Annotated in this window: 18 protein-coding genes; 6 read left to right on the top strand and 12 right to left on the bottom strand. The window is 56.9% G+C overall.

All coding sequences use genetic code 11. From position 1 onward, the window contains the following. Window positions 1-13 precede the first annotated feature (13 nt). Both dxs and QLG21_RS05630 read left to right on the top strand, forming a co-directional pair. A complete protein-coding gene (dxs, locus tag QLG21_RS05635) occupies window positions 14-1,876 on the top strand; it encodes a 1-deoxy-D-xylulose-5-phosphate synthase (protein ID WP_101738167.1) in 1,863 nt (620 codons plus the stop codon). Between the two features lie 64 nt (window positions 1,877-1,940). Beyond that, entirely contained in the window at window positions 1,941-2,915 is a 975-nt protein-coding gene (locus QLG21_RS05630) for an aldo/keto reductase (RefSeq protein ID WP_042320800.1), read from the top strand. Between the two features lie 104 nt (window positions 2,916-3,019). On the opposite strand, the gene thiL is transcribed toward QLG21_RS05630, so the two are convergent. The 5 genes from thiL to nrdR all read right to left on the bottom strand — a co-directional run bounded on the left by thiL (window position 3,020) and on the right by nrdR (window position 6,625). Further along, window positions 3,020-3,991, bottom strand: a complete 972-nt coding sequence (gene thiL / locus QLG21_RS05625; RefSeq protein WP_282484035.1) for a thiamine-phosphate kinase — start codon at window positions 3,989-3,991, stop codon at window positions 3,020-3,022. A 77-nt stretch (window positions 3,992-4,068) separates the two neighbouring features. Then, window positions 4,069-4,488, bottom strand: coding sequence for a transcription antitermination factor NusB (gene nusB, locus QLG21_RS05620; protein ID WP_014882759.1), 420 nt, complete (start codon window positions 4,486-4,488; stop codon window positions 4,069-4,071). 21 nt (window positions 4,489-4,509) lie between these two features. Next, window positions 4,510-4,980, bottom strand: coding sequence for a 6,7-dimethyl-8-ribityllumazine synthase (gene ribE / locus QLG21_RS05615; RefSeq protein WP_006176874.1), 471 nt, complete (start codon window positions 4,978-4,980; stop codon window positions 4,510-4,512). Between the two features lie 87 nt (window positions 4,981-5,067). Beyond that, window positions 5,068-6,171, bottom strand: coding sequence for a bifunctional diaminohydroxyphosphoribosylaminopyrimidine deaminase/5-amino-6-(5-phosphoribosylamino)uracil reductase RibD (gene ribD, locus QLG21_RS05610; protein WP_282484034.1), 1,104 nt, complete (start codon window positions 6,169-6,171; stop codon window positions 5,068-5,070). A gap of 4 nt (window positions 6,172-6,175) precedes the next feature. Further along, window positions 6,176-6,625, bottom strand: coding sequence for a transcriptional regulator NrdR (gene nrdR, locus QLG21_RS05605; protein WP_006176872.1), 450 nt, complete (start codon window positions 6,623-6,625; stop codon window positions 6,176-6,178). Window positions 6,626-6,778: 153 nt separating this feature from the next. Here nrdR and QLG21_RS05600 point away from each other — a divergent pair, with 153 nt between their 5' ends. After that, on the top strand, window positions 6,779-7,318 hold the full coding sequence (locus tag QLG21_RS05600; RefSeq protein WP_006176871.1) for a DUF3251 domain-containing protein: 540 nt from the start codon (window positions 6,779-6,781) through the stop codon (window positions 7,316-7,318). A 268-nt stretch (window positions 7,319-7,586) separates the two neighbouring features. Next, a complete protein-coding gene (locus tag QLG21_RS05595) occupies window positions 7,587-8,471 on the top strand; it encodes a nucleoside-specific channel-forming protein Tsx (RefSeq protein WP_042321399.1) in 885 nt (294 codons plus the stop codon). Between the two features lie 161 nt (window positions 8,472-8,632). On the opposite strand, the gene secF is transcribed toward QLG21_RS05595, so the two are convergent. From secF to queA, 5 genes are read right to left on the bottom strand one after another with little or no spacing between them, the layout of a single operon-like run. Next, entirely contained in the window at window positions 8,633-9,604 is a 972-nt protein-coding gene (gene secF / locus QLG21_RS05590; RefSeq protein WP_102891357.1) for a protein translocase subunit SecF, read from the bottom strand. Between the two features lie 10 nt (window positions 9,605-9,614). Next, window positions 9,615-11,462, bottom strand: coding sequence for a protein translocase subunit SecD (gene secD / locus QLG21_RS05585; protein ID WP_282484033.1), 1,848 nt, complete (start codon window positions 11,460-11,462; stop codon window positions 9,615-9,617). 27 nt (window positions 11,463-11,489) lie between these two features. After that, entirely contained in the window at window positions 11,490-11,822 is a 333-nt protein-coding gene (yajC, locus tag QLG21_RS05580; RefSeq protein ID WP_042320789.1) for a preprotein translocase subunit YajC, read from the bottom strand. Window positions 11,823-11,844: 22 nt separating this feature from the next. Continuing rightward, the gene (gene tgt / locus QLG21_RS05575) at window positions 11,845-12,972 is read right to left on the bottom strand and encodes a tRNA guanosine(34) transglycosylase Tgt (RefSeq protein ID WP_006176865.1); all 1,128 of its coding nucleotides are present in this window, start codon (window positions 12,970-12,972) and stop codon (window positions 11,845-11,847) included. A 53-nt stretch (window positions 12,973-13,025) separates the two neighbouring features. Further along, on the bottom strand, window positions 13,026-14,096 hold the full coding sequence (gene queA / locus QLG21_RS05570; protein WP_101738171.1) for a tRNA preQ1(34) S-adenosylmethionine ribosyltransferase-isomerase QueA: 1,071 nt from the start codon (window positions 14,094-14,096) through the stop codon (window positions 13,026-13,028). Between the two features lie 92 nt (window positions 14,097-14,188). Here queA and acpH point away from each other — a divergent pair, with 92 nt between their 5' ends. Continuing rightward, the gene (acpH, locus tag QLG21_RS05565; RefSeq protein WP_282484032.1) at window positions 14,189-14,770 is read left to right on the top strand and encodes an ACP phosphodiesterase; all 582 of its coding nucleotides are present in this window, start codon (window positions 14,189-14,191) and stop codon (window positions 14,768-14,770) included. Window positions 14,771-14,897: 127 nt separating this feature from the next. After that, on the top strand, window positions 14,898-15,500 hold the full coding sequence (locus QLG21_RS05560) for a peroxiredoxin (protein ID WP_006176862.1): 603 nt from the start codon (window positions 14,898-14,900) through the stop codon (window positions 15,498-15,500). A 43-nt stretch (window positions 15,501-15,543) separates the two neighbouring features. Here QLG21_RS05560 and QLG21_RS05555 read toward each other — a convergent pair whose 3' ends face one another. Both QLG21_RS05555 and QLG21_RS05550 read right to left on the bottom strand, forming a co-directional pair. Then, complete coding sequence (locus QLG21_RS05555) at window positions 15,544-16,917, bottom strand: DUF3999 family protein (protein ID WP_282484031.1); 1,374 nt, start codon at window positions 16,915-16,917, stop codon at window positions 15,544-15,546. Beyond that, on the bottom strand, window positions 16,914-19,529 hold the full coding sequence (locus QLG21_RS05550; protein WP_282484030.1) for a DUF2339 domain-containing protein: 2,616 nt from the start codon (window positions 19,527-19,529) through the stop codon (window positions 16,914-16,916). The genes QLG21_RS05555 and QLG21_RS05550 overlap by 4 nt, the downstream gene beginning before the upstream one ends. Between the last annotated feature and the right edge of the window lie 44 nt (window positions 19,530-19,573).

Here is a 19,573-nt window from a genome sequence, read left to right as displayed (position 1 = left end):
CGATGAGCCTTTGATGAGTTTTGATATTGCCAAATACCCGACACTGGCGTTAGTGGACTCCACCCAGGAGCTGCGTCTGCTGCCGAAAGAGAACCTGCCGAAGCTGTGCGACGAACTGCGTCGCTACCTGCTCGACAGCGTCAGCCGCTCCAGCGGCCATTTCGCCTCCGGGCTTGGCACGGTTGAACTGACCGTGGCGCTGCACTACGTCTACAACACGCCGTTCGATCAGCTGATCTGGGACGTGGGACACCAGGCATATCCGCACAAAATTCTGACCGGACGTCGCGATAAAATTGGCACCATTCGTCAGAAAGGCGGCCTGCACCCGTTCCCGTGGCGCGGTGAGAGCGAGTATGACGTGCTGAGCGTCGGCCACTCGTCCACGTCGATTTCTGCCGGGATCGGGATTGCCGTTGCCGCCGAAAAAGAGAATAAACAGCGTCGCACCGTCTGCGTTATTGGCGACGGCGCGATCACCGCAGGCATGGCCTTTGAGGCGATGAACCACGCGGGTGATATCAAGCCAGACATGCTGGTTATCCTCAATGATAACGAAATGTCGATCTCCGAGAACGTCGGCGCGCTGAATAACCATCTGGCGCAGCTGCTCTCCGGCAAGCTCTACTCCACCCTGCGGGAAGGCGGCAAAAAGGTCTTCTCCGGCGTGCCGCCAATCAAAGAGCTGCTCAAGCGTACGGAAGAACATATCAAAGGCATGGTTGTGCCGGGCACGCTGTTTGAAGAGCTGGGCTTTAATTATATCGGCCCGGTCGACGGCCACGACGTGCTGGGACTGGTGACCACGCTCAAGAACATGCGTGATCTCAAAGGGCCGCAGTTCCTGCATATCATGACCAAAAAGGGACGCGGATACGAACCGGCGGAAAAAGATCCGATCACCTTCCACGCGGTACCGAAATTTGACCCGACCAGCGGCTGTCTGCCAAAAAGCAGCGGCGGCATGCCGAGCTATTCCAAAATCTTTGGCGACTGGCTGTGCGAAACCGCCGCGAAAGACAACAAGCTGATGGCCGTAACGCCTGCGATGCGTGAAGGCTCGGGTATGGTGGAGTTCTCCAAAAAATACCCTGATCAGTATTTCGACGTGGCGATTGCCGAGCAGCACGCGGTGACCTTCGCCGCCGGGCTGGCGATTGGCGGTTATAAGCCGATTGTGGCGATCTATTCCACCTTCCTGCAGCGCGCCTACGACCAGGTGATCCACGACGTGGCTATCCAGAAGCTGCCGGTGCTGTTTGCTATCGACCGTGCGGGCATCGTCGGTGCCGACGGCCAGACGCACCAGGGGGCGTTCGACCTGTCATTCCTGCGCTGCATTCCTGACATGGTGATCATGACCCCGTCAGATGAAAACGAATGTCGTCAGATGTTGTTTACTGGCTACCACTATCAGGATGGCCCAAGTGCGGTTCGCTATCCGCGCGGCAACGCCGTGGGGGTCGAACTTAAGCCGCTGGAAAAACTGGCGATCGGCAAAGGCCTGGTCAAGCGTCGCGGTGAGAAAGTCGCCATCCTCAACTTCGGTACGCTGATGCCGGAAGCCGCTCAGGTCGCCGACACGCTGAACGCGACGCTCGTCGATATGCGCTTTGTGAAACCGCTCGACGAGGCGCTTATTCTTGAGATGGCCGCCAGCCACGAGATGCTGGTCACGCTGGAAGAAAACGCCATTATGGGCGGCGCGGGCAGCGGCGTGAACGAAGTATTGATGGCGAACCGTAAATGGGTGCCGGTACTGAACCTCGGCCTGCCGGATCACTTTATTCCGCAGGGCACCCAGGACGAAGCCCGCGCGGCGATTGGCCTTGACGCCGCCGGTATCGAAGCCAAAATTCGCGCCTGGCTGGCGTAATCCCTCCCCTTTTCCGCTCCTGCTATGCTTAAACATCAGGTTTAAAAACAGCAGGAGTGGAACCATGCAATACACAACATTAGGAAAAACAGACCTCAAGGTTTCCCGACTTTGCCTGGGCTGCATGACGTTTGGCGAGCCTGACCGCGGGAATCACGCCTGGACGCTGCCGGAAGAGAGCAGCCGCCCCATCATCAAACGCGCCCTTGAGGGCGGCATTAACTTCTTTGACACCGCCAACAGCTACTCCGACGGCAGCAGCGAGGAGATCGTGGGCCGCGCCCTGCGCGATTTTGCCCGTCGTGATGAGGTCGTCGTTGCGACGAAGGTTTACCATCAGGTCGGCGATCTCGCCGAAGGGTTGTCCCGGGCGCAGATCCTGCGCTCCATCGATGACAGCCTGCGCCGCCTGAACATGGATCACGTCGACCTGCTGCAGATCCACCGCTGGGATTACAATACGCCCATCGAAGAGACGCTGGAGGCCCTGAATGACGTGGTCAACGCGGGTAAAGCACGTTACATCGGCGCGTCGTCGATGCATGCGTCGCAGTTTGCCCAGGCGCTGGATCTGCAGGCGCAGCACGGCTGGGCGCGATTTGTCTCAATGCAGGACCATTACAACCTGATCTATCGCGAAGAAGAGCGCGAGATGCTGCCCCTGTGCTATCAGGAAGGGGTAGCGGTGATCCCGTGGAGCCCGCTGGCGCGGGGACGCTTAACCCGCCCGTGGGGGGAAACGACAGCCCGCTCGGTATCGGATGCGTTCGGTAAAACGCTGTATGAAAATACGGAAAGCAGCGACGCCGTGATTGCGGAGCGCCTGGCGGGCATTGCCGATGACACCGGCGCAACGCGCGCGCAGGTGGCGCTGGCATGGCTGCTGAGCAAACGTGGCGTTGCGGCACCGATTATCGGCACCTCGCGCGAGGAGCAGCTGGACGAACTGCTGAACGCGGTAGACATCACGCTGACGCCAGAACAGATTGCCGAGCTTGAGACGCCGTACGAGCAGCATCCGGTGGTGGGGTTTAAATAAACAAAAGCCGGGTGGCGGCTTCGCCTTACCCGGCCTACAAAATCATATGCTCGCGTAGGCCGGTTAAGGCGAAGCCGCCACCCGGCAACACGGAGCGTACAGAATCACCCGAAGTGATCGTACCCTTTCCAGTCGAGCGTGACCGGCGAGCCATCCCGGACAAACTGCAGCCCTTCGCTTTCCGGCATAATCTGCCCGATGCAGGTAAACCGCGCGCCCAGATGCCCTAACGCAACGTCCAGCGTCCCGCGGTTCAGTTCCGGAACGGTAAAGCACAGCTCGTAATCTTCACCACCGGACAGCGCCCAGCGCAACGCCTGCTCAGGCTCTGTGTGACGCAGGAGCTGTTCTGACAGCGGGAAAAGGTCGAGATCGACACGCGCACCCACGCCGCTGGCCTTGAGGACATGACCGAGATCGGAGATCAGGCCATCAGACAGATCGATAGCCGAACTGGCGCGATCGCGCAGCGCCTGGCCGTGCAGAATACGCGGCGTTGGGCGCAGATGGCGTTTGACCAGATACGCCGCATCGTCTTTATCTTCAACGGTTAAACGGTCCTGAAGGATCGCCAGCCCTGCGGCGCTATCCCCCGGCGTACCGGTAACGTAAATCCAGTCGCCCGGTTTGGCCCCGGAACGCTTCAGGGCCCGCCCAGCGGGAACATAGCCGTGGATCGCCAGGGTCATCGACAGCGGCCCGGCCGTGGTGTCTCCCCCGATCAACTGCATATCGTAATAGTTGAGCTGATCAAACAGCGCATCGCTAAAGGCTTCAAGCCAGGCTTCATCGACATTCGGCAGGGTTAAGGCCAGCGTCAGCCACGCGGGATCGGCCCCCATCGCCGCCAGATCGCTGACGTTAACCGCCAGCGCTTTATACGCCAGGTCAGCAGGATCGATATCGGGAAGGAAATGACGTCCGCAGACTAAGGTGTCGGTGCTGATAGCCAGCGTCTGTTTTTCAGGAATATTGAGAAGTGCACAGTCATCGCCAATGCCAGTTTCAACATCAAGACGAGAGGTTCTGACACGGTCGAAATAACGGGCAATCAGGGAGAATTCGCCGCATGCCATACGTTATGCCTCAGCAAATAAAAGAAAAAACCGGAGCCGCACTGCCGGTGAGGCAGTGCAAGACTCCGGTTTGCGGATCACTTTTTGTGGGGACGGATCGCAGGTGCGGCTTTATCCAGCACGCCGTTAACAAACTTGTGGCTGTCTTCAGCGCCGAAGGTTTTCGCCAGTTCGATCGCTTCGTTGATGGCCACTTTGTACGGCACATCATCACGTTTGGACAGCTCGAACAGCGCGATACGCAACACTGCTTTTTCAACCTGACCCAGCTCTTCAAGAAGACGGGACAGGTATGGCTTCATCAGGCCATCGAGATACGCGCTATTAGTCGCCACTCCCGACAGCAGTTCACGGAAGTACAGAACATCGACGTCTTTCACGTCCTGTTCTGACAGGAACTGGTACTCAACATCGGCGATGTCGTTGTGGGACAACTGCCAGGAGTAAAGTGCCTGAACGGCACATTCACGGGCGCGGCGACGAGCAGCAGGTTTCACGGAATTCCCCTTACAAAAAAATCAGGCCTTAATGGCTTTCAATACGTTGATCATTTCAAGCGCGGTCAGTGCAGCTTCTGCACCTTTGTTACCGGCCTTGGTGCCAGCGCGTTCGATGGCTTGTTCAATACTTTCGGTGGTCAGCACGCCAAACGCGACAGGAATTTCAGCGTCCTGGGCGACGTGTGCGAGACCATTGCTTGCACCGCCCGCTACGTATTCGAAGTGCGCAGTGCCGCCACGAATAACCGTACCCAGGGCAATCACCGCGTCGTATTTACCGGTTTTCGCCAGCGCGCCCGCTGCCAGTGGCAGTTCGTAAGCACCTGGAACCCAAACAACGGTAATGTTGTCATCTTTTACCTGGCCGATACGTTTCAGGGCGTCAATTGCACCTTCCAGCAGGCTGTCGTTGATGAAGTTGTTGAAACGCGCAATGGTGATGGCGACGCGAGCGTCCGGGGTAGCTACAGCAGCTTCAATAATGTTCATACTCTTCCTTTACGGGTTCATTTGGCCCCGCAGGGGGGCGGATTTTATCATAATACTTTGCATACTGCTTCCCTATTTCGGGAGCAATTATGCTGTCGTTAAGTGCAGGCAAACATCCGGGCCTACCGGACGGATCTCGCTGAATTTGAGTTGCGGTGCATCGGCCAGTTTTTCAAGGCCAGGCAGCACAAACAGGCCGCGCGCGTCGTTGCCCAACAGCACAGGGGCCACGTAGACAATCAGCTCATCCACCAGCCCCGCCTGCAACAGCGCACCGGCCAGCGTCGGCCCTGCTTCAACCCAGATGCTGTTCACCTGCTGCTTGCCCAGCAGCAGCATCAGCACCACTAAATCAAGATGGCCGTTGTGTTCCGGCACCATAATGCTGCGCACGCCTTCCGGCCATTGACGTGAATCGTCTTTGGTGCGGGCAAACAGCGTTTCACCGGGCTGGTGCACGATACGGTGTTCAGGCGTAACGCGGTTCTGGCTATCAATCACAATGCGCAGCGGCTGGCGCAGGTTTTCCTGCGGGTAGAGCGCCTGGGTATCGGCGTTCAGTTCGTCCCAGCGCACGGTCATCGCCGGATCGTCGGCCAGCACCGTTTCACTGCTGGTGAGGATAGCATGGCTTTGCGCGCGCAGACGTTGCACATCGCGCCTTGCCTGCGGCGAGGTGATCCACTGACTTTCACCGTTGGCCATCGCCGTGCGGCCGTCCAGAGACGCGCCCAGCTTAAGCTGAATATAGGGGAACCCGGTTCGCATACGCTTCAGGAAGCCTTTGTTGAGGGCTTCCGCATCCTGCATCATCAGGCCGTGGCTAACGTCGATCCCTTCCTGCTGCAAGCGGTACAGCCCGCGCCCGGCCACCTGCGGATTCGGATCCTGCATAGACGCGACAACGCGCGAGACACCTGCCGCAATCAGCGCTTCACAGCACGGCGGCGTGCGCCCGTGGTGGCTGCACGGCTCCAGCGTCACGTAGGCGGTTGCCCCCCGCGCCTTTTCGCCGGCCATCCGCAGCGCGTGGACCTCGGCATGCGGCTCACCCGCGCGGTAGTGGAACCCTTCGCCGACGATCTCGCTGTCTTTCACGATAACGCACCCGACGTTCGGATTAGGATGGGTGGTAAAACGCCCGCGCTGCGCCAGCTTCATGGCTCGCGCCATGTAAATCTCATCCTGCATGCGTTTAATCCTGTAAGCGGGCGATCTCTTCGCCAAACTCTTTGATATCTTCGAAACTGCGGTAGACCGAGGCAAAGCGGATATAGGCAACTTTATCGAGCTTTTTAAGCTGCTCCATCACCAGGTTGCCAATCATTTTGCTTGGCACCTCGCGCTCCCCTAACCCACGAAGATGCGATTTAATGTGGTTTAACGCCATTTCGACGTCATCTGCACTGACGGGCCGTTTTTCCAGCGCTTTTAGCATCCCGCTGCGCAGCTTCTCTTCATTGAACGGCTCGCGGACATCGTTGCTTTTGACCACGCGCGGCATCACCAGTTCGGCCACCTCAAAGGTGGTGAAACGCTCGTTGCACACCAGACACTGCCGACGGCGGCGTACGGAGGACCCTTCGCCCACCAGGCGAGAGTCGATGACTTTGGTATCCACAGCGGAGCAGAATGGGCAATGCATACGGTATCCCTGTTATCTGGTTAACTGAGTTTCATTTTACCCTGATCTGGCCCGACAACAAAGGAAGAGCTTTTTGAGACAAAGGATCTATGCCTGACGACAGGATGCTGGCTACCATTACACGCATCCGTTATTTCAAGGGAAATAAACGCAATGACAAGACGTTACCTAAGAATTCTCCTGGTGGGAAGCCTGTTCACCCTTAGCGCATGCGCACAGCAAACTGAAGTCCGCGAGATGAAACAAAGCGTGAATACGCTTAACACGGCGATGGACAAACTGAATAAAGAAACCGTGAAAATCACGCAGCAAAACGCGCTGAATGCAAAATCCGCCAGCGGTGTGTATCTTCTGCCCGGCGCCAATACGCCTGCGCGCCTGAACAGCCAGATCGGCATGCTGAAAATGTCGCTGGTTAACCTCGCGCCGAACGCCGAAGGCACGCGCGCCACGCTGCGTATTCAGGGCGAATCCAACGATCCGCTGCCGGCGTTTAGCGGCACCGTAGAGTGGGGCCAGATCCAGGGCACCACGGAAAGTTTCCAGGAGGTGAACGTGAAGAATCAGCTGATCACGGCCCCTGCCAGCACGCTCGCGCCGAGCGATGTTGATATCCCGGTTCAGCTGAACGGCCTCACGCCGGACCAGTTAGGCTTTGTTCGCATCCACGACATCCAGCCCGCCGCGCAATAATCCTCCCCTTTAGCGGAGTACGCTGTTACTCCGCTAACATTTACACGCTGAAAACATTGGCAACATAAATGGTTGTCGATACAATCCCCGCCGTTTAAAGTACGCAAACGTGAACGCAATCGATTACGTATGTGAGAGAACTGTGAAACAACACGTATTTTTGTGAGCAGGGATTCCTATAATAGGCTCCGCAGAAACACGAAATATTTAGAAACGCAATTCGCGCATTTTTCACTCCCGGAAGGGAATTTCAATCAGTGGCATGATTATGAAAAAAACATTACTCGCAGCCGGTGCAGCGCTGGCATTGTCCTCCTCTTTCACTGTTAACGCAGCGGAAAATAACAAACCAGAATATGTTTCCGACTGGTGGCATCAGAGCGTTAACGTGGTGGGCAGCTACCACACCCGTTTTGGACCGCAGATCCGCAACGATACCTACCTGGAATACGAAGCGTTCGCTAAAAAAGACTGGTTTGATTTCTACGGTTATATGGATGCGCCGGTCTTCTTCGGCGGTAACACCGACGCGAAAGGTATCTGGAACCACGGTTCTCCGCTGTTCATGGAAATCGAACCACGTTTCTCCATTGATAAGCTGACCGGCACCAGCCTGGCGTTTGGTCCGTTTAAAGAGTGGTACTTCGCAAACAACTACATCTACGACATGGGCCGCAACGCCTCCGGTCGTCAGAGCACCTGGTACATGGGTCTGGGTACGGACATTGAAACCGGCCTGCCAATGAGCCTGTCCATGAACGTCTACGCGAAATACCAGTGGCAGAACTACGGTGCAGCGAACGAGAACGAGTGGGACGGCTACCGTTTCAAAGTGAAATACTTTGTGCCACTGACCCAGCTGTGGGGCGGCAACCTGAGCTACATCGGCTTCACCAACTTTGACTGGGGTTCAGACCTGGGCGATAACGACTTCCGCGACCTGAATGGCCGTAAAGCGCGCACCAACGACTCCATCGCCTCCAGCCACATTCTGGCGCTGAACTACGATCACTGGCACTACTCTGTCGTGGCGCGTTACTGGCACAATGGTGGTCAGTGGAACGATGACGCCAGCCTGAACTTCGGCAACGGCGACTTCAGCGTGCGTTCTACCGGCTGGGGTGGTTACCTGGTGGTGGGTTACAACTTCTAATCTTTGCGGGATTCGCCCGGTGGCGCTGCGCTTACCGGGCCTGGGATCCAAAATGGTGCGGGCTGATGCCCTCACCCCTACCCTCTCCCACGGGAGAGGGCGCGAAGACAAAAAAAATCCCGGTCAACAGACCGGGATTTTTTTATGCGAAAGACGCTGTCTTACGGCAGAATTGACGGCTGATCCGCCCCTTCTTTTTCGACCTTCTGCTGCAGCAGGTGCTCACGCTTCATGCCGAGTTTCAGTGCCAGCGCGGACGCTACGTAGATGGACGACGCCGTACCGATAGAGACACCAATCAGCATGGTCAGCGAGAAGCCTTCCAGTACCGGGCCACCGAAGAGATACAGCATCAGGATAACCATCAAGGTGGTACCGGATGTGATCAAGGTACGGTGCAGCGTCTGGGTCAACGACACGTTAAAGATTTCGTACGGCGTACCGCGACGGATCTTACGGAAGTTTTCACGGATACGGTCAGATACCACGATACTGTCGTTCAGTGAGTAACCGATAACGGACATCAGGGATGCCACAATCGTCAGGTCAATCTCAATATGGAACAGAGACAGTATGCCCATGGTGATCACCACGTCGTGCGCCAGGGCGATAACCACGCCTGCCGCCAGTCGCCACTCAAAGCGGAAACCAACGTAAATCAGGATGGAAATCAGCGCCACCATCAGCGCCATCGCACCGGTTTGCGCCAGGTCCGCGCCCACGCTTGGGCCGACGAACTCAATACGCTTAACCGTCGCATTCTGGCTGGTCGTTTCGTTAATGACGTGAACGACCTTGCTGCCCAGCTCCTGGCTGCCGTTGGCATCGTGCACCGGCGGCATACGCACCATGATGTCGCGACTGCTGCCGAAGTTCTGCAGCAGCGGCTCTTCGAAGCCCGCTTTCTGCAGCGATTCGCGCATCTGGTCCATATCGACCGGTTTTTCCAGGGTGATTTCAATCACCGTACCACCGGTGAAATCGAGACCCCAGTTAAAGCCTTTCACACCCATAATGGCGATGGAGAGAATCAGGAGAAAACCTGAAATCCCGAAGGCCCAGTAGTCCCAGCGCATAAAGTCCCAGACTTTACGGCCATGGTTCAATTGTTCAACAGTATATTCCTGTGCCACAACGCACTCCTCAGATAGACAGCTTTTTGACGCGCTTGCCGCCATACAGCAGGTTCACGATGGCACGGGTGCCGACAATAGCGGTAAACATTGACGTTGCTACACCGATACCGGTCGTAATTGCAAAGCCTTTGATAGCGCCAGTCCCCACTGCATACAGGATTAGAACCTTAATCAGTGTTGTTACGTTCGCATCGAAGATGGAGCTGAACGCCCCTTTATAGCCTTCTTCAATCGCCTGCTGCACAGAGCGACCGTTGCTCAGCTCTTCTTTGATACGTTCGTTTATCAGTACGTTAGCATCGACCGCCACCGCAAGGGTTAAGACGATACCCGCAATCCCCGGCATGGTCAGCGTTGCCCCCGGCAGCAGAGACATGATACCGATGATCAGCACCAGGTTTGCCACCAGCGCGGAGGTCGCAATCAGACCAAACTTCTTGTAGAAGAAGATCATGAAGAGAATAGAGACCACCAGACCGGCCAGACACGCTTCCAGACCCTGTTTGATGTTCTGCATACCCAGGGTTGGACCAATGGTACGTTCTTCAACAATCTGGATCGGCGCAATCAGCGCACCGGCACGCAGCAGCAGAGAGAGCTGACGCGCTTCGTTCGGGTTGTTGATACCGGTAATACGGAAGCTGTTACCCAGACGAGACTGGATGTTGGCGATGTTAATCACCTCTTCCTCTTTCACCAGCACAGAGCGACCGTTAGCGTCTTTCTTACCGCTGTCTTTGTACTCCACGAACAGGGTTGCCATCGGTTTGCCGATGTTGTCCTTGGTGAAGTTAGACATGATGTTACCACCCGCGCTATCAAGCGAGATGTTAACCTGCGGCTGGTTGTATTCGTCCTGGCTGGAAGTGGAGTCGGTGATATGGTCACCGGTCAGGATCACGCGTTTGTACAGCACAACGGGCTGGCCTTCGCGAGTCTGTTTCACTTCGGAGTCGCCCGGCACACGGCCAGAAGCGGCAGCCGACTGATCGACGTTGGTATTCACCAGACGGAATTCCAGGGTTGCGGTTGCACCCAGAATCTCTTTCGCACGCGCGGTATCCTGGATACCCGGCAGTTCTACCACGATACGGTCAGCACCCTGACGCTGTACCAGCGGCTCGGCCACGCCCAGCTGGTTTACACGGTTACGCAGAATGTTGATGTTCTGCTGAACAGCGTATTCACGGGCTTCACTCAGACGCGCATCGGTCATGACCGCACGCAGCTGGTTGCTGCCCTGGGAGGTGATCACCAGATCGCGATGACGTTGAGACAGGTAAGTCACAGCCTGGTCGCGTGCCGCGCCGTTGCGGAACGCGATGCTCAAGCCGTAGTTATCTTCTTTACGCACGGTCGTGTAGGCGATGCCTTTTTCACGCAGATCGCTGCGCAGGCTGTCGATATTCTGTTCCTGCAGCTTGCCAAGGGCAGTGTCCATATCCACTTCCATCAGGAAGTGAACGCCACCACGCAGGTCAAGACCGAGTTTCATTGGCTCTGCGTTCAGCGCAGCCAGCCAACGTGGGGTTGCAGGAGCAAGGTTAAGCGCCACGACATATTTATCACCCAGCACGCCCATCAGCGCTTCACGGGCGCGGAGCTGCGTGTCGGTGGTGTCGAAGCGAGCAAGAATTGCGCCCTCTTCCAGTGCCACAGACTTAGCGGTAATTTTTTCTTCTTGTAACGTTTTCTGGACCTGGATCAGCGTTTGCTCACTGGCGGCGACACCGCGCGCGCCAGTGATTTGAACGGCCGGATCCTCACCATACAGGTTGGGAAGCGCGTACAGCAGGCCGACGATAATCACGACGACCAGCATGATGTACTTCCACAAAGGATAACGGTTTAACACGGCAGTTCCCTTTGGGAAAAGTTGGGATTACAGCGCCTTCATGGTGCCTTTCGGCAGAACGGCAGCTACGAAGTCACGTTTGATAACCACTTCAGTGGTGTCGTTCAGGGCGATAGCAATATAGCCGCTTTCAGCTACTTTGGTTACGCGACCGACCAGGCCACCGTTGGTCAGCACTTCATCGCCTTTCGCGATGGAGTTCATCAGGTTTTTGTGCTCTTTGGTGCGTTTCTGCTGTGGACGCAGGATCATGAAGTAGAAGATCAGACCGAACACAACCAGCATCAGAATCAGAGACATTGGGCTGCCCTGTGATGGCGCGCCAGTTGCTGCTACCGCATCAGAAATAAAAAAGCTCATTCAAATTCCCTCATTATTAAAATTAATCAACGTTCAACGGCGGAACATCCCGACCCTGACGTTGGTAGAAATCGGTCACGAAGCTCTCTAATTTACCCTCTTCGATAGCCTTACGTAAACCAGCCATTAAGCGCTGATAATAACGAAGATTATGAATGGTATTGAGACGCGCACCTAAAATCTCGTTGCAACGATCGAGATGATGCAGGTACGCACGAGAATAATTGCGACAGGTATAGCAATCGCACTCGGAATCGAGCGGGCTGGTGTCACTCTTATGCTTCGCGTTACGGATTTTCACCACGCCATCGGTCACAAACAGATGCCCGTTACGCGCGTTACGGGTTGGCATGACGCAGTCGAACATATCAATGCCGCGACGAACGCCTTCCACCAGATCTTCTGGTTTACCCACACCCATCAGGTATCGCGGTTTATCGGCCGGGATTTGCGGGCAGACGTGCTCCAGAATGCGGTGCATGTCTTCCTTCGGCTCACCCACAGCCAAACCGCCGACAGCGTAGCCATCAAAGCCTATCTCTACCAGACCTTTAACGGAGATATCACGTAAATCTTCGTAAACGCTGCCCTGAATAATGCCGAACAGCGCATTTTTGTTCTGCAGGGCGTCAAAACGGTCACGGCTGCGCTGCGCCCAGCGCAGGGACATTTCCATTGAACGCTTGGCGTAATCCCAGTCTGCCGGGTATGGCGTACATTCATCGAAGATCATCACGATATCGGAACCGAGATCGTACTGAATCTCCATGGATTTTTCCGGATCGAGGAAGATCGGATCGCCGTTGATCGGATTACGGAAGTGCACGCCTTTTTCGGTGATCTTGCGGATATCGCCCAGGCTGAAGACCTGGAAACCGCCGGAGTCGGTAAGAATAGGGCCTTTCCACTGCATGAAGTCGTGCAGGTCGCCGTGCAGCTTCATGATTTCCTGGCCCGGGCGCAGCCACAGGTGGAAGGTATTGCCGAGGATAATTTGTGCGCCAGTGGCTTCAACTTCTTCCGGCGTCATCCCTTTTACGGTGCCGTACGTGCCCACAGGCATAAACGCGGGGGTTTCCACCACGCCGCGATCAAACACCAGGCGACCGCGGCGTGCGCGACCGTCGGTGGTATCAAGTTCAAATTTCATTTTTTCTCCGACGTCAGAAAAACAGTCCAACGTTGTAAAACGGTGCCGCGGACTTATTCCCCGACACGCTCATTCAAAGCCTGCGGATTGTACGTGATAAACATCGCGTCCCCGTAGCTAAAAAAGCGATATTTTTGTTCTACCGCAGACTTGTAGGCCGTCATCGTGTGCTGATAACCCGCGAAGGCCGACACCAGCATAATTAATGTTGATTCAGGCAGATGGAAATTGGTTACCAGCGCATCAATCACTTTGTACTGGTAGCCTGGGTAGATAAAGATTTGGGTATCGCCAAAGAACGGCTCGATAAGATCGGTTTTTGCCGCCTGCGCCGCGCTCTCAAGGGAACGCACGGAGGTTGTCCCGACCGCCACAACGCGGCTTCCGCGCGCTTTCGCTGCCAGCACCGCGTCAACCACCTCCTGCGGCACTTCGGCATACTCGGAGTGCATGATGTGATCTTCAATGCTGTCTACGCGTACCGGCTGGAACGTCCCCGCGCCAACGTGCAGCGTGACGAATGCCATCTCAATGCCTTTTGCGCGCAGCTTTTCCAGCAGCGGTTCATCAAAGTGCAGGCCCGCCGTGGGGGCAGCCACCGCGCCAGGCTTCTGGCTGTAGACGGTCTGGTACAGCTCGCGGTCAGACTCTTCATCCGGGCGCTCAATGTACGGCGGCAGCGGCATATGGCCGATGGCGTTGAGGATATCCAGCACCGTGCGTTCGTCGTTAAACTCCACCTCAAACAGCGCATCGTGGCGCGCGGTCATGGTCGCCTTAATGCTCTCGTCATCGCCCAGCAGCAGCTCTGCACCCGGCTTCGGCGCTTTCGAGGCGCGAATATGTGCCAGAATACGTTTATCATCGAGCATACGTTCAACCAGCACCTCAATCTTGCCGCCGCTGGCTTTACGGCCAAACAGGCGCGCCGGGATCACACGGGTATTGTTAAAGACCAGCAGATCGCCAGGGTTGAGCTTGTCGAGCAAATCGGTGAAAGTACCGTGCGTCAGCTCGCCCGTCGGCCCGTCCAGTGACAGTAAACGGCAGCTACTGCGCTCAGGCATGGGATAGTGAGCAATCAGGGATTCAGGTAATTCAAAGGAGAAATCGGCGACGCGCATGACGTATACTCGTGACTTAAAAACAGGCGGCATAGTCTAGTGCTCACACCCTTTTGCTGCAACAACTAGCCGCCCCCGGACAAATAAAACGCATGAATTTTCTCGCTCACCTGCATCTTGCTCATCTCGCTGAAAGCTCTTTATCCGGCAACCTGCTGGCCGATTTCGTGCGCGGCAACCCCGCCGAGGCGTATTCCGCAGAGGTTGTCGAAGGGATCTTTATGCATCGCCGGATCGATGTCCTGACCGATAACCTGCCGGAAGTGACCGAAGCGAAAGCATGGTTCCGCCCCGAAACCCGCCGCGTCGCGCCAATTACGCTCGACGTCATGTGGGATCACTTCCTGTCGCGCCACTGGGAACAGCTGTCGCCGAACCTGCCGCTGCCAGAATTTGTACGCTATGCCCGTCAGCAGGTGGCGATAATTTTACCGGACTCCCCGCCGCGTTTTGTCAATCTCAACAACTATCTGTGGTCTGAACGCTGGCTGGAGCGGTATCGCGAGATGGATTTTATCCAGAACGTCCTGGACGGCATGGCCAGCCGCCGCCCGCGTCTCGATGCGCTACGCGATTCCTGGCACGACCTGGACACGCACTACGACGCGCTGGAGAGCCGTTTCTGGCAGTTCTACCCGCGCATGATGGCGCAGGCGAAAAACAAACAGCTGTAACAGGATCCGCATTGATAGGTAAAAGCTGGCTGAACGATTGTCAGCACCTCTTTGTCTTATGGCTGCACACTCTCTATACTGGCCCGCGTTGCGTTCCAAATAACCTTAGTATCTACAGGAGAATCATATGGTTCTGGTAACTCGTCCGGCTCCGGATTTTACGGCTGCAGCAGTTCTGGGCAACGGTGAAATCGTTGAAAACTTCAACTTCAAACAGCACACCAACGGTAAAGCGACCGTTCTGTTCTTCTGGCCAATGGACTTCACTTTCGTTTGCCCGTCTGAGCTGATCGCGTTCGACAAACGTTATGAAGAATTCCAGAAACGTGGCGTAGAAGTCGTTGGCGTCTCCTTCGACTCTGAATTTGTACACAACGCATGGCGTAACACCCCTGTCGACAACGGCGGCATCGGTGCGGTGAAATACGCGATGGTTGCGGACATTAAACGCGAAATCCAGAAGGCTTACGGTATTGAGCATCCGGACGCAGGCGTTGCGCTGCGCGGTTCTTTCCTGATCGACGCGAACGGCATCGTTCGTCACCAGGTTGTGAACGATCTGCCGCTGGGTCGTAACATCGACGAAATGCTGCGCATGGTTGACGCGCTGCAGTTCCACGAAGAGCACGGCGAAGTGTGCCCGGCTCAGTGGGAAAAAGGGAAAGAAGGCATGAACGCGTCTCCGGACGGCGTGGCTAAGTACCTGTCTGAGAACGTATCCAGCCTGTAATCGGCACGGTTTACGAAAAAGGCCCGCTTATGCGGGCCTTTTTTTATGCTTTACGCTGCGTCTCTCGCCAGATGCGCCAGGCCATAACGGCCAGCAGAATCACGCCCACAATCAGCACGCCCCAAACCAGCAACGCGTTCATCCGGCTCTCCTGCTCGCTCGCGAACGTGGCGGTCAAACGCCCCTCACCACCTAACGCAACATCATCCTCAATATCGACCTGCGGCAGATTCTCACTGTCATAGGTTTTGCGCAGGTCGGCGGGGATCAGCATCTCAGGCTCCACCTTTGCAGGTTTTGCCGCCCCGTTTCCCCATGCAAGCACGTACGGTGCTTTCCCCTGCGCGTTGAACACCAGGTCAACGCGGTCACGATGCCCGATGACGTCCGGAAGTTTTTCCGGTAAACGCGCATTCAGCGTGGTGATTTTTATCGCCTGGACCCGTTCTCCACCAAGTGAAACCGACGCAGACCTTTTGCCATTAAGACGGTAAAGAACCTCTTTTTTCAGGGGGTGCCATGTGTCTTTTTCCGTACTCCGCCACGCGATCTCCACGGGCAGGACGCCGTCGCCTTTCAAGAAAATGCTGACCGCGCTCAACGGCTGCGGATGCGCCCATTGCCACTGCGCTTCGCTTGTCGATAGCTGTTTCCCTTCCCCATCAAGGTCGATTGCTTCCGGGGCCGCCTGCGCCGGGGCGCTAATTGCGTTTACACCCGTCAACGTCATTCCCTGGCTTTGCGTATCCAGCACCACTATCAGATAGCGATTCGCATCGGGAGAAAGAACAATATCAGTATCGATCCGATCGAGCTTAAGACGATCCTGGCCGCTGACGACGTCCAGCAGCGGCATATCCTTGTACAGGGTAGACCAGCGCTTAAGATCCTCGCTGTAATAGACCGACGCCGTTCCCTGCCACGACGTCTGATGGGTATTCCAGAGCAACTCCAGTTGGGACAGGGCAAGTTCACCCGTCGTCTGTTCAGGCAGGGTGAGCAAATAATGTTGCCCGGCCGCAGCTGCTTTCGGCTCTTCCAGCACAATCTCAACGCCGTTTCGGGAACGGAGCAGGAGCGTATTGCCATCACCGGCGGTAAGCACTGACGCGTCCAGAGGAAAAAGGCGCAGCGCCGTGGATTGCGCTGTCGCCTGCGGGCGGGTCGCGGTAACCAGGCTGAAGGGAACCGGCTCGCCCGACTGATTAAAGACGCGGACATCATCCAGATTCGCCGACGTGCTCTGCGCGTAGACGGCGAGCGGCAACGTCAACCGATACCACAGTGAGGGAACAGACGTATTGAGTGAACGACCGAAGGCATAATCCTGCGGCGATTCAGTTTGTACCCCGTCGCAGAGCGCCGGGCCGGAAAACGCCAGCAGGGCGGTACACGCTACCGCTTTCATCCATTTCATTTTTCATATCCTGTTTTAGGCGGCAGTGGTGAGAAATAGCCCACGATCAGAACCAGTATCGCCACGCCGATAAACGCCACCGCACGCGACAGGCCGCCTCCGCCTGCGCTATCGACCAGCATCAGTTTAATTATCACCACACCCAGCAGGGCAGCACCGCAGAGCCACTCCTGACGGGAGGCTCTGCGGGTGGCATTCATCATGACCACCAGCGCACTCAGCATCCAGAACAGGGCAAACGTGGTCTGGATAAGCCGCGAGTCCCACAGCGACGCCATATTCCAGGCCACTTCCCCATACCAGGCCAGGGCGCGCATCAGCGCACCGTTAAGCCACCAGAAGCTCAATGCTGCGATCGCGGCGGCAGGCCACGGGCGAGCGTATGAAAGCAATGCGGGATAGTAGCGATCCACTGCCCGATAAAAGACTACCAGCCCCAGCAGCGCAAACGCTGCGCCTTCCTCAAGTGGGTTTATCAGCGGCAGCCATTTCTGACGATAAACGACGCCGTCCTGGAAATTGGTTAAGACCAGCATCAGCAGCAGCACCACGACGACGGGGATCGGTGCCAGGCAGGCGTAGAGCGCAGGCCACTCTCCGAACGGCCACGCGCGGCGACGCACCGCCGCAGAGACCGCCAGAATCACTCCGCCGCCTGCCGCCATCGCCAGTCCACAGCTCCAGGCCGCCATGCCCCACGGCAGCGCGCGAGCAAACCAGTAAAGCTCCGCCGCCAGCGCCAGTAAAATCATCCAGAATAGCGACAGGTGCAGCCCCATCGTGAAGCGCGGAAGGAACTTTTTAGCGTCGCGCCGCAACAGCATTAGCGCGGAAGGAAGCGCAATGCACCAGGCCAGATTTGACCAGCCGGCGGCAAAGATCTGCTGGTGCCCGAGCTGAAAAAGCACCATCAGCAGCATCACCGGCCACAGCAGCCATTTGCTGGCATCCAGCTCCCACCACGCCAGACGAGCGGCCACCTGACGCCAGCCCCAGACTGACGCCGCCGTCAGTGCCAGCACACTCGCCAGAATCGGTAATGCCTTCGTCAGCACCAGCTGCGAGGCACCCAGCTGCGCCACGATCCAGAACAACAGGCCGCCAGCCAACAGCGCCCGGCTGACTGACAGAAAACGACTGCGCCACAGCCAGGCCGCAGCCAGCCAGCAAAGGCTAAGGATGGCGAAGATGAGGAGCCGGCTCAGAGAGGTCACGCCGTTCATTTGCGACAACAGCGCGCTGCCGAACGCCAGCACCAGCAGCGCCGTACCGCTATAGCTCATGCGTTGCTGGTGCTGCTGTACGCCCAGCCAGAGGATACCCAGCCCCTCCAGCGCCCAGGCCATTGCCGTCCAGCGCGCGGAGAGCGCCAGCGGAATGGCAAGCGTGGCGAACCCACCGCCGATGGCCAGCGCCGCCATGACCATCGGTCGTCCGATGGATGGATAGCGCCGCAGCGCGAGGAACGCAAGAGCAAGATAAAATGCACCATATCCCAGCGCGCTCAGTGCCGGGCCATATTCCCAGTGCCGGGTCATGCCATACTGTATCCCGAAGCCGATCAGCGGCGGAGCGAACAGCAGTACGCCGTCAATGATCTGTTGCCCTTTTTTTTGCGCCCGTAGCGACAGCGCCACGCTCAGCACGCCGAATATCAGCGTATTGGCAATCAGGAACAGCTGGCAGAACCCATAGTCTTCAGGCTGATAGTCGTTCAGCCCCCACAGGCCACCCACACCGAACGTAAAAAGCAGCCCAAGCAGATTGAGCTCGCGCCAGTGCTGCCAGATGCTGATGGCGAGAATGCCGATGGAAAGCAGGAGATAGAAAGAGAACAGCGCCACAAAACTACCGCCTCCGGTAGACAGGAGCAGTGGGGCCAGATACCCACCAAGACTCGCCAGCATGGCAAGGCTCAATGCCTTTTGCAGCACGGCCAGCCCGACGCTCGCGGCGCAAATCACCACCAGCAACCCAAAAGCCAGCGTCACCGGCAGCATTTGCCAGAGCCTGAACGCACCAAACACGGTCAGGTAGAGAATGCCCGTTGCCCCGCCCTGTATGATAAGCGCATAAACCGGCTGGTTAGGCCGCAATCGCCAGCCAACCGCCAGCAAAACGATGGCAAACAGCGCCGTCGCCACCAGGCGCAACTCAAGCGGGAACTGAGAATGTTCAGCGGTATAGCGCAGCAGGAAAGAGAGACCGAGGAAAAGCAGCAGGATCCCCAGCTTCGCCAGTGGATTACCCTGCATAAACCAGCGCGCCAGCGATGTCAGTATGCCACCAACGGCAGAAGGCTGTTTTGCCGTAGGCGCAGGGGCCGGAGCGGGTTCTGCCACGAGAGTGGCGATTTCCCCACGCCAGGGATCCACAGATGCGGGAACGTCCGCCACCACAGGAGGAGGCACTCCCCCCGGCGCGGCGGTCTGCGCCGTCTGCGGTGCTATCTCAGCAACACCACATTGCTCGAGCGACTCAATACGCTGGCGAAGCCGGGCGATCTCCTGCCGCAACGCCGTACTCCGCTTAAAGCCGATAACCGCAAGCACGGGCGCAACCACCAGTGCAAAAACCAGGAACAAACAACCAAGGGTGTAGAGCACGTCCATGTTTCCACCTTCTACGTAAACGATCCGCGAAGATTGACATAAAT

Source organism: Enterobacter sp. V87_3 (assembly GCF_029967835.1).
GTDB lineage: Bacteria > Pseudomonadota > Gammaproteobacteria > Enterobacterales > Enterobacteriaceae > Enterobacter > Enterobacter cancerogenus.
This window is presented reverse-complemented; position numbering and strand designations above follow the sequence as displayed.